The organism is Thermococcus gammatolerans EJ3 (assembly GCF_000022365.1).
GTDB lineage: Archaea > Methanobacteriota_B > Thermococci > Thermococcales > Thermococcaceae > Thermococcus > Thermococcus gammatolerans.
The window spans coordinates 335,061-355,243 of record NC_012804.1 but is presented as its reverse complement, the minus strand read 5'-3'; the positions used below and the strand labels follow the sequence as shown (position 1 = coordinate 355,243).

At 55.7% G+C, this 20,183-nt stretch carries 20 protein-coding genes, 1 other RNA gene and 1 pseudogene; 8 read left to right on the top strand and 14 right to left on the bottom strand.

The genetic code is table 11. The features are described 5' to 3' along the window. Window positions 1-67 precede the first annotated feature (67 nt). Together TGAM_RS01900 and TGAM_RS01895 are read right to left on the bottom strand one after the other, a co-directional pair. A complete protein-coding gene (locus tag TGAM_RS01900; protein WP_015857993.1) occupies window positions 68-598 on the bottom strand; it encodes a metal-sulfur cluster assembly factor in 531 nt (176 codons plus the stop codon). A 60-nt stretch (window positions 599-658) separates the two neighbouring features. Beyond that, the gene (locus TGAM_RS01895) at window positions 659-1,396 is read right to left on the bottom strand and encodes a PP-loop ATPase MJ1638-related (protein ID WP_015857992.1); all 738 of its coding nucleotides are present in this window, start codon (window positions 1,394-1,396) and stop codon (window positions 659-661) included. A 104-nt stretch (window positions 1,397-1,500) separates the two neighbouring features. On the opposite strand from TGAM_RS01895, the gene bpsA reads away from it, so the two are divergent. Together bpsA and TGAM_RS01885 are read left to right on the top strand one after the other, a co-directional pair. Then, window positions 1,501-2,556 carry a N(4)-bis(aminopropyl)spermidine synthase gene (bpsA, locus tag TGAM_RS01890; RefSeq protein WP_015857991.1) on the top strand — a complete coding sequence of 352 codons (1,056 nt, stop codon included), beginning with the start codon at window positions 1,501-1,503 and terminating at the stop codon, window positions 2,554-2,556. Then, window positions 2,553-3,272 carry a nucleotidyltransferase domain-containing protein gene (locus TGAM_RS01885; protein ID WP_015857990.1) on the top strand — a complete coding sequence of 240 codons (720 nt, stop codon included), beginning with the start codon at window positions 2,553-2,555 and terminating at the stop codon, window positions 3,270-3,272. The genes bpsA and TGAM_RS01885 overlap by 4 nt, the downstream gene beginning before the upstream one ends. On the opposite strand, the gene TGAM_RS01880 is transcribed toward TGAM_RS01885, so the two are convergent. Then, window positions 3,219-4,955 (bottom strand): prenyltransferase/squalene oxidase repeat-containing protein, encoded by a 1,737-nt coding sequence (locus tag TGAM_RS01880; RefSeq protein WP_048811012.1) that lies wholly within the window; start codon window positions 4,953-4,955, stop codon window positions 3,219-3,221. The genes TGAM_RS01885 and TGAM_RS01880 overlap by 54 nt on opposite strands. 44 nt (window positions 4,956-4,999) lie before the next feature. Then, entirely contained in the window at window positions 5,000-7,009 is a 2,010-nt protein-coding gene (locus tag TGAM_RS01875; protein WP_015857988.1) for a S8 family serine peptidase, read from the bottom strand. A 347-nt stretch (window positions 7,010-7,356) separates the two neighbouring features. Between TGAM_RS01875 and TGAM_RS01870 the strand changes: the two genes are divergently transcribed. Further along, window positions 7,357-8,592, top strand: coding sequence for an MFS transporter (locus tag TGAM_RS01870; RefSeq protein WP_015857987.1), 1,236 nt, complete (start codon window positions 7,357-7,359; stop codon window positions 8,590-8,592). On the opposite strand, the gene TGAM_RS01865 is transcribed toward TGAM_RS01870, so the two are convergent. From TGAM_RS01865 to TGAM_RS01820, 10 genes and pseudogenes are all read right to left on the bottom strand, one after another. Continuing rightward, window positions 8,576-9,115 (bottom strand): RNA 2'-phosphotransferase, encoded by a 540-nt coding sequence (locus tag TGAM_RS01865; RefSeq protein WP_015857986.1) that lies wholly within the window; start codon window positions 9,113-9,115, stop codon window positions 8,576-8,578. The genes TGAM_RS01870 and TGAM_RS01865 overlap by 17 nt on opposite strands. Before the next feature lie 30 nt (window positions 9,116-9,145). Beyond that, the gene (locus TGAM_RS01860; protein ID WP_048811011.1) at window positions 9,146-10,891 is read right to left on the bottom strand and encodes an endonuclease/exonuclease/phosphatase family protein; all 1,746 of its coding nucleotides are present in this window, start codon (window positions 10,889-10,891) and stop codon (window positions 9,146-9,148) included. 83 nt (window positions 10,892-10,974) lie between these two features. Continuing rightward, window positions 10,975-12,294 (bottom strand): NAD(P)/FAD-dependent oxidoreductase, encoded by a 1,320-nt coding sequence (locus tag TGAM_RS01855; RefSeq protein WP_015857984.1) that lies wholly within the window; start codon window positions 12,292-12,294, stop codon window positions 10,975-10,977. Window positions 12,295-12,418: 124 nt separating this feature from the next. After that, on the bottom strand, window positions 12,419-12,880 hold the full coding sequence (locus tag TGAM_RS01850; RefSeq protein ID WP_015857983.1) for a putative toxin-antitoxin system toxin component, PIN family: 462 nt from the start codon (window positions 12,878-12,880) through the stop codon (window positions 12,419-12,421). Beyond that, entirely contained in the window at window positions 12,856-13,140 is a 285-nt protein-coding gene (locus tag TGAM_RS01845; protein ID WP_015857982.1) for a ribbon-helix-helix domain-containing protein, read from the bottom strand. Before TGAM_RS01845 ends, TGAM_RS01850 begins: the two co-directional genes overlap by 25 nt. A gap of 31 nt (window positions 13,141-13,171) precedes the next feature. Beyond that, window positions 13,172-13,849, bottom strand: coding sequence for a UMP kinase (gene pyrH / locus TGAM_RS01840; RefSeq protein WP_015857981.1), 678 nt, complete (start codon window positions 13,847-13,849; stop codon window positions 13,172-13,174). A gap of 90 nt (window positions 13,850-13,939) precedes the next feature. Next, window positions 13,940-15,107: pseudogene (locus TGAM_RS01835) on the bottom strand (NAD(P)/FAD-dependent oxidoreductase). Then, window positions 15,100-15,372, bottom strand: coding sequence for a (2Fe-2S)-binding protein (locus TGAM_RS01830; protein WP_015857979.1), 273 nt, complete (start codon window positions 15,370-15,372; stop codon window positions 15,100-15,102). Before TGAM_RS01830 ends, TGAM_RS01835 begins: the two are co-directional and overlap by 8 nt. 1 nt (window position 15,373) lies before the next feature. Beyond that, window positions 15,374-15,883 carry a 4Fe-4S dicluster domain-containing protein gene (locus TGAM_RS01825; protein WP_015857978.1) on the bottom strand — a complete coding sequence of 170 codons (510 nt, stop codon included), beginning with the start codon at window positions 15,881-15,883 and terminating at the stop codon, window positions 15,374-15,376. Further along, a complete protein-coding gene (locus tag TGAM_RS01820; protein WP_015857977.1) occupies window positions 15,876-17,321 on the bottom strand; it encodes an FAD-dependent oxidoreductase in 1,446 nt (481 codons plus the stop codon). The genes TGAM_RS01825 and TGAM_RS01820 overlap by 8 nt, the downstream gene beginning before the upstream one ends. A 124-nt stretch (window positions 17,322-17,445) precedes the next feature. Between TGAM_RS01820 and ffs the strand changes: the two genes are divergently transcribed. The 5 genes from ffs to queC all read left to right on the top strand — a co-directional run bounded on the left by ffs (window position 17,446) and on the right by queC (window position 20,166). Continuing rightward, window positions 17,446-17,759: signal recognition particle sRNA (gene ffs / locus TGAM_RS11005), an RNA gene on the top strand. A gap of 62 nt (window positions 17,760-17,821) precedes the next feature. Beyond that, window positions 17,822-18,724 (top strand): dihydroorotate dehydrogenase, encoded by a 903-nt coding sequence (locus tag TGAM_RS01815; protein ID WP_015857976.1) that lies wholly within the window; start codon window positions 17,822-17,824, stop codon window positions 18,722-18,724. 91 nt (window positions 18,725-18,815) lie between these two features. Further along, window positions 18,816-19,052: an AbrB/MazE/SpoVT family DNA-binding domain-containing protein gene (locus TGAM_RS01810; RefSeq protein ID WP_015857975.1), complete on the top strand. Its 237-nt coding sequence runs from the start codon at window positions 18,816-18,818 to the stop codon at window positions 19,050-19,052. Further along, on the top strand, window positions 19,040-19,450 hold the full coding sequence (locus TGAM_RS01805) for a PIN domain-containing protein (RefSeq protein WP_015857974.1): 411 nt from the start codon (window positions 19,040-19,042) through the stop codon (window positions 19,448-19,450). Before TGAM_RS01810 ends, TGAM_RS01805 begins: the two co-directional genes overlap by 13 nt. Then, window positions 19,447-20,166: a 7-cyano-7-deazaguanine synthase QueC gene (gene queC, locus TGAM_RS01800; protein WP_015857973.1), complete on the top strand. Its 720-nt coding sequence runs from the start codon at window positions 19,447-19,449 to the stop codon at window positions 20,164-20,166. Before TGAM_RS01805 ends, queC begins: the two co-directional genes overlap by 4 nt. Window positions 20,167-20,183 lie beyond the last annotated feature (17 nt).

Here is a 20,183-nt window from a genome sequence, read left to right as displayed (position 1 = left end):
GGTTTGAAACAAATTAACTTTCAACGCCCGAAGAAGGACTAAAATGAACAGAAAAAGACGAAACTGGTCAATACAGCCCAAGTTTCTTCTTGTACTCCGGGCTTATCCTGTCGGGCGTCCAGGGAGGGTCAAAGGTGAGTTCAATCTCGGCATCTTTAACGCCCGGAATCTCGAGGATTTTGTCCTCAACGGCCCTGAGAATCCACATAGTGAGCGGACAGCCCGGAGTTGTCATCGTCATCTTGACATAAACGGTGTTGTCGGGGTTGACCTTCACCTCGTAGATGAGGCCGAGGTTGACGACGTCTATTCCAATCTCGGGATCGATGACCTCCTTGAGCTTCTCAAGTATCATCTCCTCGGTTATCTTGACGTTTCCAGCTTCCTTCACTTCCCTCTCACGGTTGATGGTTATCAGCCCGATTCCTTCGAGTTTTCCGAGCTCGGAGTGGAGCTTTATGAGGACGTTGTCTATGTCGGGCGTGTCCCGGGCGAGTGTGACCGTGACGTTCCCCTTTTCATCCACCTCTATTGAGCGGATGAACTTCTCGTCAACGACCGATTTGACGACCTTTTCAACCTCTTCCTTCGTGACCATAATCACCACCGCTCCAACTTAAGAACTACACATTTAAACCTTTTGGGCCAAAGTTGGGAACTAACGGAGGAGAACGTCCCTCATCAGCTCAACGGCCATTTCAGAGCTTAAGGCCCTCGCCCGCGTCTCCCTCAGAACCCTCTGGAGGGCCAAACGCTTGGTCGAAGGTGCCCGCTTAAAGAGCTCCCACAGGAGAGGACAGCCAAAGCTTAACTTATACTCCCCGCCGATTACCTCGATAATCTCGCCCTTGTCGAGGGCGAGGAATGCCGGAAAGTTGAGGATAACCAGGCCGTCCTTCTCGTAAATCGAAACCAGGCCCGAGCTAAGCATATCCCCCGTCGCGAGAATTCTCACGCCAAGCTCCCTCGCCTTTCTCTCAACGGCTTCCATGACCATTGAATGACAGCGACCGCAGATTGGTGCTCCCTTTTCGATGAGTTCCCTCATTGTCTCCTCGTAACGTGGTACTACTACGAAGATCGAGTTCTCGGAGCGGACCTTTTGGAGTGTTCTCTCGTCCATCTGGGGAAGCTTTGCAGTTATTGGAACGACCTCAAAGCCCGCCCAGCGGAGGATTTTCAGCGTTGCCGTGCTGTCCGAGCCGGCTGAAAAGGCTAGGGCCACTCTAACGCCCGTTGGGGTTTTTTCAAAGTCACTCCCTTCGAGGCGGAAGAGGAGGAGCCCCCTCAGCCTGGAATAGGCGCTCTCACCTATTGCTTCCCTCACCCTCTCCAGTGCATCGAGGTTGTAGCGGAGGCGGTAGCGCTTGACGGGATCTCCAGCGGGAACGATCATGGGGGAACGTTGGGAGGTTCCCTTTAAAAGCCCTCGGGAAAACCTTAAAAGAGGCCCTTACCAACCCCGTTCACGAACCAAAAATCCTTCTGGAGGGATTGGAAATGAAGGAGATAGTTGAGAGGGTTAAGAAGAAGACGAGCATCCCTGTCTACGAGAGGACGATAGAGAACGTTCTGTCGGCGATTCAGGCGAGCGGTGACGTCTGGAGGGTTGTTGATCTCAGCGAAGAACCACTTCCGCTTGTCGTTGCGGTCGTCACTACCCTTCACGAGCTCGGTTACGTGACGTTTAAGGACGGTGAAGTCATCCTCACCGAGAGCGGGAAGCGACTGGTGGAGAAGTACGGGATAGGGGCAAGGGCGGACTACACCTGCTCTCACTGCGCCGGCAGGACTGTTGAGCTGGACGCATTCGGGGACCTTTTAGCAGAGTTCAAGGAAATGGTCAAGGACAGGCCCGAGCCGGTTCACCAGTTTGATCAGGCCTACGTCACCCCCGAGACAACGGTGGCCAGGATAGCCCTGATGCACACGAGGGGTGACCTCGAGAACAAGGAGGTCTTCGTTTTGGGCGACGACGATCTGACCAGCGTGGCCCTTATGCTCAGCGGTCTGCCCAAGAGGATAGCGGTCCTCGACATCGACGAGAGGCTGATAAGGTTCATCGAGAAGGTTGCCGATGAAATCGGTTATGAGAGCATCGAGATATTTACCTTTGACCTCAGAAAGCCCCTGCCGGACTACGCGCTCCACAAGTTCGACACCTTCATAACCGACCCGCCCGAGACAGTAGAGGCCATAAGGGCTTTCGTCGGCAGGGGAATAGCCACGCTCAAAGGCCCGGGTTGCGCCGGCTACTTCGGTATAACGAGAAGGGAGAGCTCCCTCGACAAATGGCGCGAGATTCAGAGGCTGCTCCTCAACGAGTTCGGCGTCGTTATAACCGACATCATCAGGAACTTCAACGAGTACGTCAACTGGGGCTACGTGGAGGAAACGAGGGCGTGGAGGCTCCTGCCCGTGAAGGTTAAGCCCTCCTACAACTGGTACAAGAGCTACATGTTCAGGATTCAGACACTCGAAGGCTCGAAGGGCTTTGAGGACGAAATAACCGTTGGAGACGAACTTTATAACGACGAGGAAGCCTCGACAACATGAGAGTTAAACCCCTCGCGGAGTGCATTCGAAAGAGGATAGGCCGGGTCACCGGCCTCCATTCCCTCATTCTGTACGGCTCCTTAGTTAGGGGGGATTTCCTCCCCAGAACAAGCGACGTTGACTTCTTCGCAGTTCTCGAAGATGAGACCGATCCCGAATTAGTCCTGGAAAAAATAACACCAGTTCTCAAGGAGTGCTCCTCATACCTCAATCCAGTGGAAGTTGACATCGCTTGGGAATGGCTCTCGAACCTTAGAGACCCCCTTAACTCTGGCTATCCTTACAAGTTCCTGACGGTTTATCAAAGGGATTTCAGAGAACATCACATAGTCCTGCTCGGGGAGGACGTGATTGACCTGTTGCCTGAATACCCTCTGGAAGAAATCATCTCCCGAAGACTAGAGGATACTCTCAAGAACCTGAAGCGCTTTAAGGGGAACAGAAAGATGCTCCACATCCTTGCGGGGGAGGCTGCGAGGTTGGTGGCCTTTCTGAACGGCTCCACTCTTTTGAAAGGAGACGTACTGCACACGCTACAAGAACTTGGAGAGGGCGATGCCGTGAAAATATACCGGGCGTACATCGATGGGAGAAAATTAGAGTTTGAGGAAGCTTTTCTGGAGTCTTTTATAAAGCGCTGGATCAAAAAATTGAAGGGGAAATCATTGCCTTCCCTCTCTTCTCCCCCTCTCAAAGAGTACGATCCCATAAAATGAAAGACCCAAGGCAGCCACAATTGCTACCAGGATCAGGTACTGCCTCTTTTCACTCCGCCAAGGACTCTCCGCCTTGAAACCACTCACGGGAATGGCCCCTACAGCGAGGGGGTTCTTCGACGTGTAGATGTAAACGACCCCATCGAGCGAGTCCATCTCCACAGTGGAGCTCGCGTTTCCAGCGTATTCACCGTTTCTGATCTTAAGCAGGGTCGCGTTCTCTACACTCAAAGCCCCGTTACTCCTCTCAGGCACGGGGATCTTGACGTAGAGGGCCCGCTTGAGGAAGTTCCATCCCTTCCTATGAAGATAGGTGTTGAAGAGGCCTGCCTCCTCGAGCCCCCACAGAACTGTTGAGGTCGACTTTATTCCCGCGGGAGCTCCCGGGGCGTACCCCCAGCCACCTTCAGGGCTCTCACGTTCCGCGAGTATCTCAAGGGTTCTGTTGAGGGCATTCTCGCGTCCGAATTCCTTGAAGACAATGAGTGCGTAGGCGTAGTAGTAAGTGGGAGATGTGTTCGTAAGTTCCATTTCCAGAGAATCCAGTATTGGAGAGTAGTCGAGGGTAACGTTCAGATCGTGGAGCACCCAAACCACGTACTCGGTGTTGTAGAAGTCCCCCCATCCAGTGCCGTTTCTGTGGTTCAGTAGGTAATCGACTTCCCGGGTATACGGTTTCCCCAGGATTGCCTTTATCCTCGCTATCTCCGCTATCTGCCAGGGTTTTAGTGAGGAGTAAGCACTCTCATTGGGGAGCTCAACATCCATACCGCAGGAGAGAAAGTACTTGGCGTAGACAACCCTCTCCCACTCAAACCTCAGTTGGGGCCGAATCTGCTCCAGATAGGGGCAGGCGATCTCCCTCATCTCACTGAACCCGCTGACGTAAGAGGCCTCGAGGAGCTCAACCGGATTGTAGCGGAGGGTTCCCCAGAAGCCGAAGTGCTCCATACTCAGGAGTTCTTTCAGGTATCTCTCGTCCCCCGTTGCGTAGAGCAGCAGCGCGGTTTCAAGGGGGCCCTTCGGTGAATAGTTGGAGGGCACCTCGGGATGGGATCCAAGGTAGGAGAGTGCAAAGTACTTGAAGGCGGTCTCGTTCATCTCCTCGGCCAGATCGCGATTCCTGAGCGCAATCGCACCAAAGGCGAATTCGGCGTCGGTTTTCGGCCTGTGGAGGGACAGCCAAGCCCTACCCCTCTCAACGGCCTTTTTTGCCTGATCCCTCAACCGGGGCATGTTTGGATCGACGTATTTACTGTTGATGAACTCTTCGAGGGCGGCGACCGCTATGGCAGTACCGAGGTAATCCTCCCACGAGCCGTCGGGCTTCTGTTTGAACATGAGCCAGTAGGCCGCGCCGTTTATGGTTTCTGTATACCTCCCCCGGGCGATGCTTTCACCCCGTATCAGGGCCATTAAAGCCAAGCCCGTGAACTTCGCCTCGTGTTCCGCTCCGTAAACTCTACCCCACGAATCAAAGGGCGTCTTTATCGCCATCAACCATTCGCAACCCTCGAGCACTGGAGCATAATCGCCGGCCCGGTATAACGCGATGACCGCCAGCGAGGTTTCTGGAACCGTTGGAACGTAAACGTAGGGTTTTTCCACTGTGGATGCAGAAGTCAGGGGTAACGAAAGGAGGAACAGAAAGGTCAGAGTGACCGCTAAAACCTTGTATTTCATCACGATCACCTCAGGAAGAAGAGGAAAAGGGAATAAAAAGTTTGTCAGCCGTAGTAGACCTTCGCGTCAAGCTGGTAGCTGGCCGTCCAGTAGTAGGTGTAGTATGCGTAGACGACAAAGTACCAGGTTCCCGGAGCGGGGTTGCTGTACTCGACGTGCTCGCTTGAGCCGTAGTTCTCGGAGCGGTCCACGAGGTTCTGGTTGTTGTCGTAGAGGTAGAGGTCGAGGTCGTCGTAGCTGTGGCCAACGAGGTCGCCGGTTATCTTGGTGGCACCGCTGTTGACGGTCATCTGGTGGACGTTGTAGTCGTGGTAGCTGACGCTTCCGGTGAAGGTCTTCTCATCGACGGTCGGCTGGGGTTCTGGCTCGGGAGCGGGCTCGGTTCCACCGTTGTCACCTCCATTGTCGCCACCGCTACCCGGCTGGCCGAGGGAGCCGTCACTGACGACGTCAACCTGGTAGTTGGCCGAACCGCTGTAGCTGACGACCTTTATCGTCCAGGTTCCAGCGCTCGGGTTGTAGTAGCCGACCTTTTCGAAGCCGTAGTAGGCAGTGTAGGAGTAGTCCACCTGGTTGCCGTTCGGGTCGTAAAGGTAGAGGTCGATGTCGCTCTTGGCGTTGTCCCAGTAGAGGGTCGCGGTTACGAATGAGGCACCGCTGATTGTGAACTCGTGAGTCTCGGTTCCCTTGTCGGCAACGTAGCCGGTGAAGGTGAGCTTGGCGTAGCTATCGTAGTGGGCAGCCTTGTAGGCGTTGACCCTACCCGCACCGTAGGCGATGTCAGCAATCTCGTCGGGCTTGACTATGTCAGCCGTCTCAATGAGGGCCTTCTTAACCTGATCCGGGCTCCAGCTCGGGTGGGCCTGAAGGATGAGGGCAGAGATTCCAGCGACGTGCGGGGTGGCCATCGAAGTTCCTGGGGCGGCAACGTAGTAGTCGCCGATGGTGACGTCGGTGAGCTTGGTTCCGCTGGCGCGCGCGGCGATAATCCAGTTGCCAGGAGCGACGACCTCGGGCTTGAGCCTTCCGTCCGCGGTCGGGCCCCTGCTGGAGAAGTCGGTTATCGTGTCGTACTTGTCAACGGCACCGACGGTTATGACCTTGCTGGCCGCGGCAGGGGAGCCAACGGTGTACTTGTCGGGCCCGCTGTTTCCAGCGGCGACACAGACGACTATTCCAGCGTCCCAGGCGTTGTTAACGGCCTGGCTGAGGGAGTCGGTACCGTCGGAGCTCTGGCTTGAGCCGAGTGAAAGGTTGATGACCTTTATCCCGTACTTGTCCTTGTTCTGGACGGCCCAGTCAACACCCTCAATAATGTCGGAGATGCTTCCTGAACCGTCGGCACCGAGAACCTTGATGCCGACGAGCTTCGCTCCAGGGGCCATTCCTTTATACTTTCCGTTGCTTGCGGCACCGGTTCCGGCCGCTATACTGGCGACGTGGGTTCCGTGACCCTGGTCGTCATAGGGGCTCGTCTTTCCGTTGACGAAGTCCTTCCAGCCGATGACCTTGCCCTGAAGGTCGGGGTGGGAGGCGTCGATACCGGTGTCTATGATGGCGATGGTTATTCCCGAGCCATCGTAGCCGAGGTTCCACATGTTGGTGGCCATAACCTGGGCGGCGGACTCGTCGAGGCCCTCGGTTTCGACGGCGACCTTAACCTTGTAGTCCTCCTGGATGAATTGAATTCCCGAAACGTGAACGCTTCCAAAGAAGCCGCCCCTAGCGAGGCCGGAGATTAGGAGAAGATCCTTGGTCTTCATCTTAACGGCCAATGCCGGGATTATGTGGTAGTTGTACTTTATTTCAACGCCAAGGCTCTTCAGGGCCCTAACGGCCCTCTCCTTCTCGGCCTGACTGTCGAACATTATTATCGTCTCTATCTCCTGATTAATCCCCATATGCTGGATCTTCTTGAAGAGCGACGGAGTCAGGAGACCGTAGTCCTTGTCACCGTAATACCCAGTGTTAACTGCGGGAGCCGGTGCTGCTGCTGTGGTACCCATCATGAGGCCAACGAGCACCAAGGCAAACAACATAACAACCCTCTTCATTCTTCGATCACCTTTGTCTAATCTTAATGGTCCGGGGATCATATCCCATCATTCCAGTACCACAATGAACACTCAGAACATTATAAGTGTTTTCGTGCTGAGTTAGAATCTCCTCAAAATTGCGGGTAACCTCCCCAAATATGGGGATAATCTGGGCAAAAAAGATAACATAAAGTGCCGTTTGCCAATACTGTGAAAACGAAAAATCTTCAACTGAGTTACACACGGTATGGAACGTAATACAAAAAAGATAGGTTTGGTTTTAGTCATAAATAGCAGTAGTAAGTTTGAAAATCAAACCAAACTAACCAAAAAGATTTAAATCTAAACGTTGAGACCAGCATACCATGAGAAAGACTACCAGAATAACACAGGGCCTCCACGAGAAGAGGGCAAAGGTCACGGTAACAAAGGTCAAGCGCAGGAATATCATTGTACTGGCAGTTTCCATGTTCATCGCCAACGTCGCCTTCGGAATGGCCTTCCCCTACCTCGGCGTCTACATGCGCCTCCTCGGCGCGAGTATGTTCATGGTCGGACTTCTAAGCGTCGCCTTCAACCTGACCTCGACGGTCTTCCAGTACCCCTTCGGCTGGCTCTCCGACTCGACCGGCAACAGGAAGGGCTTCATAGCCTTCGGCGTGGCCTCTACAGGCCTATTCTACGTTGCAATGGCCTTCGTTGGCTCCGCAACGGGCGTCTTAATCCTCAGAACACTCCAGGGGATTTTTGGCTCGGCCATGATGCCGGCTCACTCCGCGCTGATTTCAGAGCTCTCGACGAGAGCGGGCTCGATATTCGGCCTCTTCAACTCAATCGAAAACGCAGGCTTCATGGTGGGCAACTTCCTCGGCTCCGCAATAGTTCGCTATTTTGGCATCAGGAAGCTCTTCCTGATTTCCGGCTTTCTCCTATTCGTCTCGGCTTGGATAGTTCTCCTAATACGCGAGCGCCCGACGGGGAGGCGTTCCATCCTCGGCATGATTCTCGTGCAGGAGGGTAGGGAGAGCTGGAGGGCAACCGTTAAGGGCTCGGCCTTCAGGAAGCTTATGCGCGGACACCTCGGGCTTTTCTACGTCACGGTCTTCCTCGTTATGATAGCGAGCGGGCAGTTCTACGGCGTTTCCTCCGTTTACTTCAAGGAGACCTTCGGCGAGTGGAGCGTTGGCGTAATCTTCGGCATCGAGAGCCTCGCCGCTGCTTTGACTGGCTACTTCCTGGGAAAGCTGATAGACAGGTATGGAGCCAAGAAGTTCTACTTGATTGCAATAGCGGGCTACGGCTTAGCTTTCCTGCTCTACGCCGTCGTTAGAAACGTCTGGCTGGTCTTTGGAATAGCATTCCTCTCGGGCGTTAAGTGGGTCCTGACAATAAACTCGACCTCGGCCTACGTGGCGCAGAACGTTAGCGTGAGAGAGAGGGCACAGGGAATGGGTTTGTTAAACGCCATGATGAGCCTCGGCTGGGTCGTCGGGCCCTTGATTGGGGGCTACCTATCAGGAATAAGCTTCCAGCTGAACTTCATGAGCACGCTGGTTCCCCTCGGGCTGGCATTCGTTTTGGCCCTCAGACTGCCAGGGTGATGCACTCGGGCGGGACCTTCTCAACTATCCTCACGTTCTTTCCGGCTTTGTAGATTTTTAGTCCCTTCCTCCTCAGGCAGTCTGCATCTATAATGAGCAGAACAACATCCTTTCCGTGCCTTCTACCCGTTTCTATCGCCTCCTCTCTGCTCGTGCTGAGGTGGACGAACTGCCTCCTCATCGGCTTCAACCCCTCGCGCATAATTCTCGTTAGGTTCCTCCTCGGCGTTCCGTGGTAGAGAACCCTCGACTCGGTGTCCTCCTCGTGGTCGAGTTTAACTTTGAAGCTGTGGCCGTAGCGGGCGCGGATTTTTCCGTCTCTAATCTCGTAGCGCCCCTTCGCGTCCCTCTCGACTATCTCCCTAACGAGCTCCTCTGTAACGTCGGGATAGACGGTTTGAAGTGCCCTAACGAGCTCGTCCAGCGGGACGAAGCCCTCCCTGTCCGGTTTCAACCCGAACTCCCCCGGCGAATGTCTGAGAATGTATGCCATGAGCTTGCTTACCTTGACCCTCTGCGGCATGGAGAAAGGTGGGAGGGAAAGATAAAAACCTCACGGAAGTTCGATGACCGCCCACACCGGCCTGTGGTCGGACACGAGGACGTCGCAGAGGCAGCCGTCGTCCTTCACTTCAGCCGGCCAGTCGTTCTTGAGCAGTATGTAGTCGATGTTCTCCTTATCGACCACGCCGTTGCGCTCCCAGAGGAAGGTGTAGGGCGGCCTCTCGGGAAAGGCGTCGCGGTAGTCGCGGGTGAGTATCTCTATCGCCCTCTCGTTCGGCTCGGCGTTGGTATCGCCCGCTATCACCTGGGCCACCGGCGAGGCCTCGGCGAACTTAAGCAATTCCTCCGCCTGCATGGCGCGCTCTTCCTCGCTGAGTCCCATGTGAACGTTCACCACAGTTATCCCCAGCTCCTCGATGGAGACCTTCTGGGCGGGCCTCGCCTCTCCCACGCTCGGAAGGTTGAGTTCGCTTTCCGTCTTCATGTGCCAGTGGGAGAAGACCGCTATTCCATAGGTGCCTTCAACGGCTGGCTTGTACTCGTAGGCGTAGCCGAGATGGGCTGATACGAAGAGCGGGACGTCCTGGTAGCCGTTTCCTATCATTCCCCCGACGACCTCCTGGGCGAACCAGATATCCGGTTTCTGCTCGGCCAGGAGGTTCACCAGCTCGTAGCCGTTGAAGGTTCCATCGTACGGCCCGAATCCCTGATGGACGTTGTAAGTCCACACGAGAACGTCCTTCTTTGCCCCCATATAGGTCGGCCCCGCGTGGAAAAGCGCCATGACCACAATCGAGGCCATCACCACGCCTAGGAGCGGGCCGGCAATCTCCTTTACGCTTGGGAGGCTTATCTCGGCGCTCTTCCCGTAAGCGCTTAGGGCGTAGATGACGGAGACAACCAGAATGAGGACCTCAAGCCTGTCCTCCATGAAGGGCAGGCCTATGTCCCTGCCGACGTAGGCCCCGAGGGCGAGCGTGGCGACGAGGAACAGGTAAACGGCTCCGATAATACCTCCCCTGCTACCCTTGGAGTTCTCAACGAGGGCAATGGTCGATGCAAGGGCGAGGGGAAGACCCACCAGCGAGAGTGGCTTGAGGAAGAGCGTCGCTGAGCCGATTATCAGGAGCGCCATCGCGACCGTCGGCTTTCTCGCGAGGTACGGGCCGAGCAGTATCGCCAGGGCTATGAGCAGAGAGAAGCCGACGAACTCCGGGAGGTAATAGACCGTCATTCCCGAGTAGCGCATCACTGCGTTGGGGTATATCAGCCCAAGCTCAAGGAGCGCCGCAAAGGCATAGAGACCAAAGCCCGGCCTCTTGAGCGTTCCCGGTTCCTTCCAGAGGGCGAAGGCGCCGAGGAGGATGAACAGCACGAGGAGAACCCTCGTGTATGGGAAGTCCGCTGGCTCGGCACCGACGGCAAGCACGCGGAGTGAAAGGTCCGCAACGAGTCCCATCGCGAGGTACTTGACGTCCAGCTCCTTGACGAGGGCCAAGGAAACGGGAAGGGCAAAGGCTGCTATGAGATGGACGTACTCGGTGGCGTCAGTCGCCAGAAGGGCAAGGGCGTAGGCGGCCATTATTACAGCCCCAGACTTCCTGCTAAGCCTGCCGACGAGCAGCGCCGCGAAGAGGAACAGCAAAATCCCAAGGCCCGAGGGAAACTTCATCCCGTAGAAGAACGTCTTCTCAAGGCTCGCATAGGCACCTGCCACAAAGACCCTGAGGGACGAGGCAAGTAGCACCCCAGTTCCAAGACCGAGCAGTAGTTTATCCCTTTCCCTTACTTTCATACCCATCACCTAAAACCCAAGTTGTTGCGGGGGCACTTAACTCTTGTTGATATTCCAGCCGGAAGATAAAGAAGAGAAAAGCCTCACCTGAGCTTCCTCAGCGCCATCTCCCCGGCAACGGTAATCGGGTCTATCGTCGGGCTTATCGGCGGGGCATAGGCAGTCTCAAGGTAAACTACGTCCTCAACGGTCGCTCCTTTCTGAGCCAGGGCAGAGAGTGTCATTATCCTGCCCCAAACCCTCTCACCACCGACTATCTGCGCGCCGACGAGCTTCCTGTCCGACTTCCTGAAAATCAGCTTCACCGTTATCGGCTTCCCGCCGGGGTAGTACTCGGGCTTCGTTGAGCCCTTGAACTTGCCGACCGCTACTTCGATTCCCTCTTTCTTCGCCCTCTCCTCTGTGATGCCAAAGGTCCCTATCTCAAGGCCGAAGAGCTCGGTTATGGCCGTGTTGAAGACGGGCCTGAAGGAGACGTCCTTCCCTGCTATGTGCTCCGCTGCCACCTTCGCCATTCTAACTGCCGAAGTTCCGAGCTGGCTAAGCGTTCTCTCGCCGGTTACCGCGTCGATTACCTCGGCGCAGTCGCCTATCGCGTAGATGTCCGGGTCGCTCGTCTGGAGGTGCTCGTTGACCACTATTCCCCTGTTCACCTCCAGCCCGGCTTCTTTGGCGAGGTCTGTGTTGGCCCTAACGCCTGTAGCGACGAGAACCAGCTCGGCCGGAACTTCCTCGTCGCCTATCCTAACCGCCTCAACGGGACTGCCGATTATCTCGCTAACCCCAACGCCGAAGCGGAAGGAGACGCCGTTCGCTTCCATCTCCTTCTGGACGAGCTTCGCGGTATCTTTATCGAGCATCGTCGGCATTAGCCTGTCCATAAGCTCGACGACGAGAACTTCTATGCCGAGCTTCGCGAAGGCCTCAGCCCCCTCGAGGCCGATTAGACCCGCGCCGATGACTACCGCTTTCTTCGGCTTCCTATCGGCGATGTAAGCTTTAATCCTTCTCACGTCGTCGAGGCTCTTGAGGGTGAACACTCCCTCGTTCTCAACGCCCTTTATCGGCGGGATAAACGCTTTAGAGCCAACTGCCAGAACGAGCTTGTCGTAGGGAACCTCGCCCTTGTCAGTGATTACAACCTTCCTCTCGCGGTCTATTGCCTTTGCTTCGGTGTTGAGCATGAGCTCTATCTTTTGCCTCTCGTAGAACTCGTTCGGGAAGACGATGACGTCCTCGGGCTTCTCTATCGTCCCGCTGATGACGTGGGGCAGGGCGCAGGGGGAGTACTGCATCGTGCCTTCCTTCCCGATGACAACTATCTCCGCCTTCCTGTCGAGCTTCCTCATGAAGAGGGCGAAGTTGCTTCCCGCAGTCCCAGAACCGATAACGACGATTTTCATCAGCACCACCAGCTTGAGAAGGGCGCGGAGGTATAAAAAGTTGGCTTTGGAAAGGAAGTTGCCTTTTCAAAAAGAATGCGCCAGGGAGGAGACAAACGTCAAGGTTTTCCGTCAGAACATCCATTTACGGGTTGTCATGCCTTCCAACGACCTCAAGGAACTCTGCCGGCGTTAGAATCAGAAACTCATGACCTTTCAGGGCGAATCTCCCGTTCTCGTCCCTCAGCTTCAGCACGTGCTTTTTATCGAGGCTTATCAAGAAGTCGGCCTTGGCGGAATAAACCACGTCAAAGAACTTGTTGTCCTCGGAGTCGGGGGAGACCTCAAACCGCACCCTCGGATTCACAACGATGGACGAGGCTCGAAAAACTCTATAAATCCAGAGGGCATAAACCCTGCTCTCAAGGTATTTTAGAACCTTCTCACTCGTCAGCTTAAAGCGTAGCTCCTCAAGTATTGCCTCGGAAGTGTAGGAGACGACCTTCTTCCCAACAATCAAATCCATAACCTTTCCTGAACTTCCGAAGGGGTTTATCGCGGCCGTTATGACGACGTTGGTGTCTAAGACGACCTTGCGCGCTTCCATTCCTCGTCCACTTCCTCTAGGAGCTTTTCAATTTCTTCCTCCTGCGGAATCCTCCGCTCCCTTGCGAGGAGCTTGTATGTCTCCCACAGCTCTTCGGGGGATTCGTAGTGGAGCAGAAAGAACCTCACGGCTTCCTTGATGAGCTCGCTCCGGCTTGAGAACTCGCCCTTTTCGACGAGCTCGTCAATCTGCCTCATCAGGCCTGAAGGAAAGCGGACCGACACCTTGTCCGTTGAGGACATGCAATCACCGTAGGACAATAGTCGGACAAAATATATAAGGGTTGCGGAATTAAGGCTCCACCACAGTTCCGCTGTGCTTTCCTCTCACGACATCGAAGAGGTGATAGGCGTCCTTCTTGCCGACGATGTACGTCCTTATCCGTCCGCGCTGGATGAACTTCGCCGCCAATGCATCGACGACACCGCTTCCACCGGCTTTACTCTCGGCCTCCATCGCAATCTCGACGAGCTGTTCAGGGGTTATCCTGTCGAGCTTCCTCGCGTTTGGATTCTTCCTCGGGTCGGAGTCGTAGACTCCATCAACGTTGGTTACGACGACGAGAAGGTCGGCCTGAAGGTACTCGGCGAGGAGAGCCGAGACCGCGTCTGTCGTGTGGCCGGGATGGGTTCCGCCCATTATCGGTATCTTCTTGAGCTGGATGACCTCCCAGGCCTTGCGGAAGTCCTGGATTACGAAGGGATACGCCTTCTCGCCGAGCGCCGCTATCAGGAGCATTGCGTTCGCCCTCGTGATGTGGATTCCTATGTAGTCCTTGAAGGTCTCGTTGGGCGTGAAGGTCTTCGCGGCCTTGATGTATTTGCGCGCTACCTTTCCACCGCCGACTACCACCGCCACCTCGTGGTCCTCGCTTATCTTGATGAGTTCGTATGCTATCGCCTTGATGAACTCGACGTCCGGGTCTTCGGGAACGAGAACAGAGCCACCTATATCGAAGACGATTCTCATGACGACCCTCACGGTGCTAATCGGCTCGATTTATAACCTTTTTCTTGACGGAGGGATGTTAAAGAACAAGCAAAAAAAGTAAGGAACAGCTTACCCAATCTGGAACGCCGAGCTTCTCAGCTCTCCGCGCTCGAAGCGGTACGGGTCGTACCACTCCCAGTCAAGCGGCACCCTGGAACGGCCCTTCGAGATTAGCTCGGCCATGGCCTGGGCAACGGCCGGCGCCATCATGAAGCCGTGTCCAGAGAAGCCCGCCGCGATGTAGAAGTTGTCCAAGAGCTTCCCGATTGCAGGGTTGCTGTCGGGAGTTTTGGCGTAGAAGCCTGCCCACTGGCGGACGATGTGGGCGTAGCGGAGCGGAGGGGCTATCTTTACTGCATACTTCAGAACACCGCGCAGGAAGTCGTAGGTCGGCTCAACGTCGTCCAGGCTCTTCGCCTCGTGCTCTATCCCCGCACCGCAGATGATTCCGCCGTCCTCACCGTCCTGGATTATGTAGGCGTCGTTCCAGCTCGGCGGGCACACCAGGGGTTCCGCCTGTCCCCTCTCAAGCGGTTCGGTCTTGACGAGCTGGTGCTTGTAGGCCTTAATCGGGACAAGGTCACGCTTTAAGCCCGCCATCTCGTTGATTAGAGGCGCCCAGGCATTGCAGGCATTTAGAACCACGTCAACCTTGACACTCTCAACCTTCCCTTTGCTCCTGAACTTGACCACTGTTATGGTGTCCCCCTCGCGCTCAAGTCCAACGACCTCTGTGTGCTCGCGCGCGTCAACGCCAAGCTCCCTCGCCCTCCGCAGATAGGCGAAGAGCGTCTTGAAGGGGTTCGCCTTGGCGTCCTTTGGGTTCCACGCTCCCGCCAAGAACGGCTCGGTGTTGAGGATTGGCACTATCTCCTTCGCCTCGTCCATATCGATGAGCCTAGTCGGGACGCCGAACTTGTTCTGGAGCTTTATGTTAGCCTTGAACGCCTCGACCTCATCCTCACTCGTCGCTAAAAACAGGTAACCCGTCTGGTTGAAGCCTATATCCGCCCCAAGCTCTTCCTCAAGCCTCTCCCACCGCTCGACGGAGTACTTCATTAACCTGATGTTCGCCTCGTCCGTGAACTGGGCGCGTATTCCCGTGGCACAGCGGAAGGTCGAGCCCGAGCCGAAGTAGTTCTTCTCGAAGAGGACCACCTCCTCGCCCGAGCTTCGCCAGCTCGTAGGCCGTTGCGACCCCTATTATTCCGCCGCCGATGATGGCTATTTTACTCATCGGCACCACCCACGATGACCTCAACGCGGACGGGCCGAACCGGAACCCTCGCCTTCGGGGGCGCGATTTCCTCCGGCTTCTTCCCTGTCTTCCTCGCGAGGATTGAGATTACGATTGGAATGCACGTCCTCCCCTGGCACGGCCCCATGCCGACGCGGAGGAGCCTTTTGATTTCCTCGATGTCCGTAACGCCGGAATCGATGAGCGCTTCGATTTCCTCTACGGTAACGTCGTTGCACCGGCATACAATCGTCTTTCCCGCCATATCATCCCCTCCGTTCAACCCTAACCGCCCGAACCTCCCACGCCAGCTCTATAGGCACCTCGACCGTGATAATTGGCGTGTCACCCTTTGTTTTCTCCCTCGGGACAACTGTGATTACTTTCCCCTTGCCAACGGGCTCGCCGACCCTGTTGAGCAGAACTACCTCTTCTCCGCGCTCCGGAATCGGAAGGAGCTCGTGGGGCATCGTAATCCTCGCCTTATCGCCGACGTAGTGCACCATAAAGAAGGCCAGACCCGGGCAAATCTGGACACAGAGGGAGCAGCCGATGCACTTGTCGTAGTCGACTATTGGCAGGTCGTTCGGGGTGGGCATGCTTATAGCGCCCGTCGGGCATATCTCCCTGCACGGGGCGCACGGTATCTCCTGCGGGCACTCCGGAACGGCGACGGGCCCCTTTCTAAGCCTCTCCTCGCTCGGCTTTGGAATTATTGAGAAGAGCTCCTCTGGAGTTATGTACCCGTTTTTCAGATAAGCGGGAATTTCACTCACTGGCGACACCTCCGAGAAGGGCCTTTCTAATCCCCTCGGCCACGCGCCTTCCGAAGGGGCCCGAGCGGAATTCATCGAGGTCGCGCTGGGCCCTCTCTATCTCCTCAACCCAGCTCTCGTCCGCTATTCCGAGCCTGAGAGCGGCGGCTATGCCCGCTATCTTTCCTTCGAGCATTGCCGTCGTGGCTTCCTCTATTCCAGCGGAGTCCCCCGCAACGAAGATTCCCCTGACTGTTGTCTCCATCCACCCGTCGCGAACCGCCACGTGGCCACCGAGCTCGCGGACGAACTTTATCTGACAGCCGGCCTGGTGGAGCAGTTCGATGCTGGGCCTCAGGCCAACGGCGAGAGCTATGACGTCAACATCAAATGTTTTCTCGGTTCCCGGGATCGGTCTCCAGTTCTCGTCGAGCTGGGCAATAACTGCCCTCTCGACCCTCTCATTTCCCTCGGCGCGAAGGATGGTGTGCCTTGTGAGTATCGGAACTCCAAGCCTTCTGACCTTCGCCGCGTGGACGAAGTAACCGCCTATCCTGGGCATGGCCTCGACTATCGCCTTCACTTCAACACCGGCTTGGATGAGCTGATACCCTAAAATCAGCCCAACGTTTCCAGCCCCAACGATGAGGACCCTATCGCCGGGCTTGACGCCGTAGGTGTTCATGAGCGTTTGAATTGCCCCTGCGCCGTAAACCCCGGGCAAATCGTTGTTCTCGAAGGGAATCATCCTCTCCATTGCGCCGGTGGCGACGATAACTGCCCTTCCTCGGAACTCTATCAGCTCGCGCTCCTTTCTGACCGCTAAGACGAGCTTTTCTTCGCCCTCCTGGAAGATGCCGACTGCTGAGGTTTCGAGGAAGGCTTCAACGCTCCCGCTCTTCCTCAACTCCTTCTCAAGGATTTTCGCTATCTCAACCCCTCTGACTCCCGCGAACTGTTCCCTCTTTCCGAAGAACTTGTGGGTCTGCTTGACGAGCTGGCCGCCGAGCCGGGGGTTCTCATCTATGAGAACGACCTTAGCCCCGGCCCTTGATGCGTGAATCGCCGCCATCAACCCCGCAGGACCGCCGCCTATGACGATGATATCAGCCTTAACTACCTTCGCATCCTTGAATTCAGGCGGCTTAACCTTCGTCGGGAGCTTGGCCCTCCCGTGCTGGCGCTCTATCCTCATGCCGTCCTCGACTAGAGTTATGCAGGAGCGAACGTTTGGGATTCCATTGACAACCATCAGGCAGGAGGAGCATTTGCCAATGGCACAGAAGAGCCCCCTCGGACGCTTTTTGTTTGGAGAATAGTTGAGGACCCTAATCCCCGCGGCGTGTAAAGCTGTGGCTATCGTCTCGCCTTCGTATGCCTTTATCGGTTGTCCCTCGAAGTATATCGTGACCTCCCTGCCGCGTTTAAACCTGAGAACAGGATGTTCGTTGAGGCGCATTAACGGTCACCTATGGATTGATGCTCAGCTCTGTTTATGAAAATTTTTCAATCCGATGGTGGGCAACCTTTGGTTTCTTAGCATACCAAACCTTTATATACCTGGGATGGAGAACTAATCCCGGCGGCGGGCTAGGCCGGGGGGTTCGGCGTCCCCTGTAACCGGAAACCGCCGATATGCCGGGGCCGAAGCCCGGGGGGCGGTTCCCAAAACCGCGCCCCAAAGCCGGGGTATAACGATGAGCCCTCGTCCCGGGGGGCCGGCGGTGGGCGAGGTCCGGCTGGAGGGCCGGGCTAACGCCCTTTGCCCGCCGAACCCCGCCAGGCCCGGAAGGGAGCAGCGGTAGGCGGGACGTTCGGCGCTCCCGGGGTAGCGGGGGTGAGGGAGCCCCGGCGGAGGGGCGCGGCGGAGGGTTCCCACCCCCGGGCGCGCCCGCCGCCGCTAAAATTCTGACAAAAACCTTAATAGCAAACCGCTCCTTTTGCCTTTGAGGTGTCAAGATGGCGAGCCTTGAGGTCAAGCTTTTCGGAATACGCTTCGAGAACCCGCTCATTCTCGCATCGGGAATCAACGACAAGGTCCCGGAGCAGTGGATTCGAGCGCACGAGGAAGGTGCCGGTGGAGTCGTTACGAAATCAATCGGAATCGAGCCGAGGAAGGGCTACGACAACCCCACCATAGTTGAACTTCCCTGTGGTTTGATAAACGCGATGGGTCTGCCGAACCCGGGCTGGAAGGGCTTCCTCGAGATGGTTGAGGGCTACACCTTTGACTTTCCGCTGATAGTCTCAATCTTCGGCGGAACGCCCGAGGAGTTTGCCTTCTTAGCTGAAAAGCTGAGCGACGTGGCAGATGCCTTCGAGCTGAACCTCAGCTGCCCCCACGCTAAAGGCTATGGCATGGAAATCGGCCAGAACCCGGAGAACGTCTATGAGGTTGTGAAAGCCGTTAAGGACGCGACGGACAGACCGGTTATCGCGAAGCTGACGCCGAACATAGACGATATTACAAAGCTCGGTCTGGCGGCGGAGAAAGCCGGTGCAGATGCAGTCTCGGCGATAAACACGCTGAAGGCGATAGCCATTGACATCTACGCGAGGAGGCCAATCCTCAGCAACCGCGTCGGTGGATACTCCGGGCCAGGCGTTAAGCCCGTCGCACTCAGAGCGGTTTACGACCTCGCGAAGGTTCTTGACATTCCAGTGATAGGCATCGGCGGGATAACAACGTGGCAGGACGCCGTTGAGTTTCTTCTGGCTGGTGCATCGGCGCTCCAGATTGGGACGGCGGTCTCGCTCAGGGGCTGGAAGGTTTTCAGGGAAATCAACGAGGGCATCAAAGCCTACCTCGAAAGTGAGGGCTTTTCCAGCGTGAGTGAGATAGTTGGCCTCGCCCTTGAGTGAAGTTTTATTTCTGCATTCTGTTTTGTCCCATACTCCTTCTGGCCAGAAGAGCTTTATGGGAGAAAAATCTACTATACTATGGTGAACTACTATGCCGGTAACGAAGGTGACCCGAAACTACCAGATAACGATTCCGGCCGAGATCAGGAAGGCCCTTGGCATAAAGCAGGGTGAATACCTCACCGTCGAGCTGAGGGGGGATGAGATAGTTATCAAAAGGGCAAAGAGAAAATGGAAGACTTACCGCCTGGGCAGAAAGTACAGCCTTGAAGAGATGGAAAGAATGATTGAGGAGTCCATTGAGGAGGCGTTGAGATGGGAGGAGTAGCAGTTATCGACACGAACTTTTTCGTTTATGCTCTGTTTGAGGATTATGAGAGACACGAAGAGGCCCTTGACATCTTAATGAACCTTGATAAGTGGGTCGTGCCTACAATAACCCTCTACGAGCTCATTTGGCAACTGGCAAAAATGGGTGTTCCCCCGAATAACGCTGAAGACATGGTCAGACAGATAATTGAAGAACCAAGGGCAGAAATCATCGATGATAGGCTGTATCTACTATCAGCCTTCGAGCTCTACGGAAACCTCGGTCTCAAGCACTACAACGATTCTGTAATCCTCGCTATGGCCAAGGAAGTCGGAACCCTCGCGAGCTACGACAAAAAGCTTAGAAACCGTGCAAGGGAAGTTGGAATTAAACTGCTTCCGGAGGAGTTGGAATGAAGCGCGCGGTGGTGCTGTTTTCGGGAGGGCTTGACAGCACGGCCTGCCTATACTGGGCAAAAAAGCACTACGACGAGGTTATGATGCTCGTCATCAACTACGGGAGCAACGAGGAGCGCGTTACGAACAGAGTTGCGGAGTTCTTCTCGAAGGAACTGAACGTCCCGCTGAAGATAGTTCGCCTCGACTTCCTCGAGGAGTTCTCAAAGCTTCGCGGAACGACGCTCGTTGGAGGAGAGACTCCAAGGGTGAGTGTGAAGGAGCTTGAGGACGAGAACGTTGCCCAGGAAACCGCAAAGAGCGTGTGGGTTCCAGCGAGGAACCTCGTTCTCATAAGCGTTGCCGCTTCTCTCCTCGATGCCCTCGGTGGCGGGGACATAGTAGTCGGCTTCAACGCTGAGGAAGGAGTCACCTTCCCGGATAACACCCCCGAGTTCGTCGAGAAGATGAACGAGGCTCTAAAATACGGGACTATGGCCGAGGTGAAGGTTGTTGCCCCACTCATAGACCTCGACAAGAGGGGCATAGCGCGGCTTTTGAAGGAGCTGAACGCTAAGTACGAGTACTCAAACTCCTGCTACATGCCGAAGGGCTTCACGGAGGACGGGAAACCGATACACTGCGGCCAGTGCGAGAGCTGTGTCAGGAGGCACCGCGGTCTCATTGAGGGCATAGGAGAGGACAGAACCGTTTACGCCGTCGAGCCGAGGATTTGAACAGCATTTGTTCTTTC

Coding starts and splice junctions, on each gene's coding strand:
- TGAM_RS01830 (WP_015857979.1), bottom strand. CDS start 15,372: ATGGCGGGAAAGACGATTGTATGCCGGTGCAACGACGTTACCGTAGAG.
- queC (WP_015857973.1), top strand. CDS start 19,447: ATGAAGCGCGCGGTGGTGCTGTTTTCGGGAGGGCTTGACAGCACGGCC.
- TGAM_RS01805 (WP_015857974.1), top strand. CDS start 19,040: ATGGGAGGAGTAGCAGTTATCGACACGAACTTTTTCGTTTATGCTCTG.
- TGAM_RS01875 (WP_015857988.1), bottom strand. CDS start 7,009: ATGAAGAGGGTTGTTATGTTGTTTGCCTTGGTGCTCGTTGGCCTCATG.
- TGAM_RS01900 (WP_015857993.1), bottom strand. CDS start 598: ATGGTCACGAAGGAAGAGGTTGAAAAGGTCGTCAAATCGGTCGTTGAC.
- TGAM_RS01870 (WP_015857987.1), top strand. CDS start 7,357: ATGAGAAAGACTACCAGAATAACACAGGGCCTCCACGAGAAGAGGGCA.
- TGAM_RS01880 (WP_048811012.1), bottom strand. CDS start 4,955: ATGAAATACAAGGTTTTAGCGGTCACTCTGACCTTTCTGTTCCTCCTT.
- bpsA (WP_015857991.1), top strand. CDS start 1,501: ATGAAGGAGATAGTTGAGAGGGTTAAGAAGAAGACGAGCATCCCTGTC.
- TGAM_RS01895 (WP_015857992.1), bottom strand. CDS start 1,396: ATGATCGTTCCCGCTGGAGATCCCGTCAAGCGCTACCGCCTCCGCTAC.
- TGAM_RS01810 (WP_015857975.1), top strand. CDS start 18,816: ATGCCGGTAACGAAGGTGACCCGAAACTACCAGATAACGATTCCGGCC.
- TGAM_RS01860 (WP_048811011.1), bottom strand. CDS start 10,891: ATGAAAGTAAGGGAAAGGGATAAACTACTGCTCGGTCTTGGAACTGGG.
- TGAM_RS01815 (WP_015857976.1), top strand. CDS start 17,822: ATGGCGAGCCTTGAGGTCAAGCTTTTCGGAATACGCTTCGAGAACCCG.
- TGAM_RS01885 (WP_015857990.1), top strand. CDS start 2,553: ATGAGAGTTAAACCCCTCGCGGAGTGCATTCGAAAGAGGATAGGCCGG.
- pyrH (WP_015857981.1), bottom strand. CDS start 13,849: ATGAGAATCGTCTTCGATATAGGTGGCTCTGTTCTCGTTCCCGAAGAC.
- TGAM_RS01855 (WP_015857984.1), bottom strand. CDS start 12,294: ATGAAAATCGTCGTTATCGGTTCTGGGACTGCGGGAAGCAACTTCGCC.
- TGAM_RS01820 (WP_015857977.1), bottom strand. CDS start 17,321: ATGCGCCTCAACGAACATCCTGTTCTCAGGTTTAAACGCGGCAGGGAG.
- TGAM_RS01850 (WP_015857983.1), bottom strand. CDS start 12,880: ATGGAAGCGCGCAAGGTCGTCTTAGACACCAACGTCGTCATAACGGCC.
- TGAM_RS01865 (WP_015857986.1), bottom strand. CDS start 9,115: ATGCCGCAGAGGGTCAAGGTAAGCAAGCTCATGGCATACATTCTCAGA.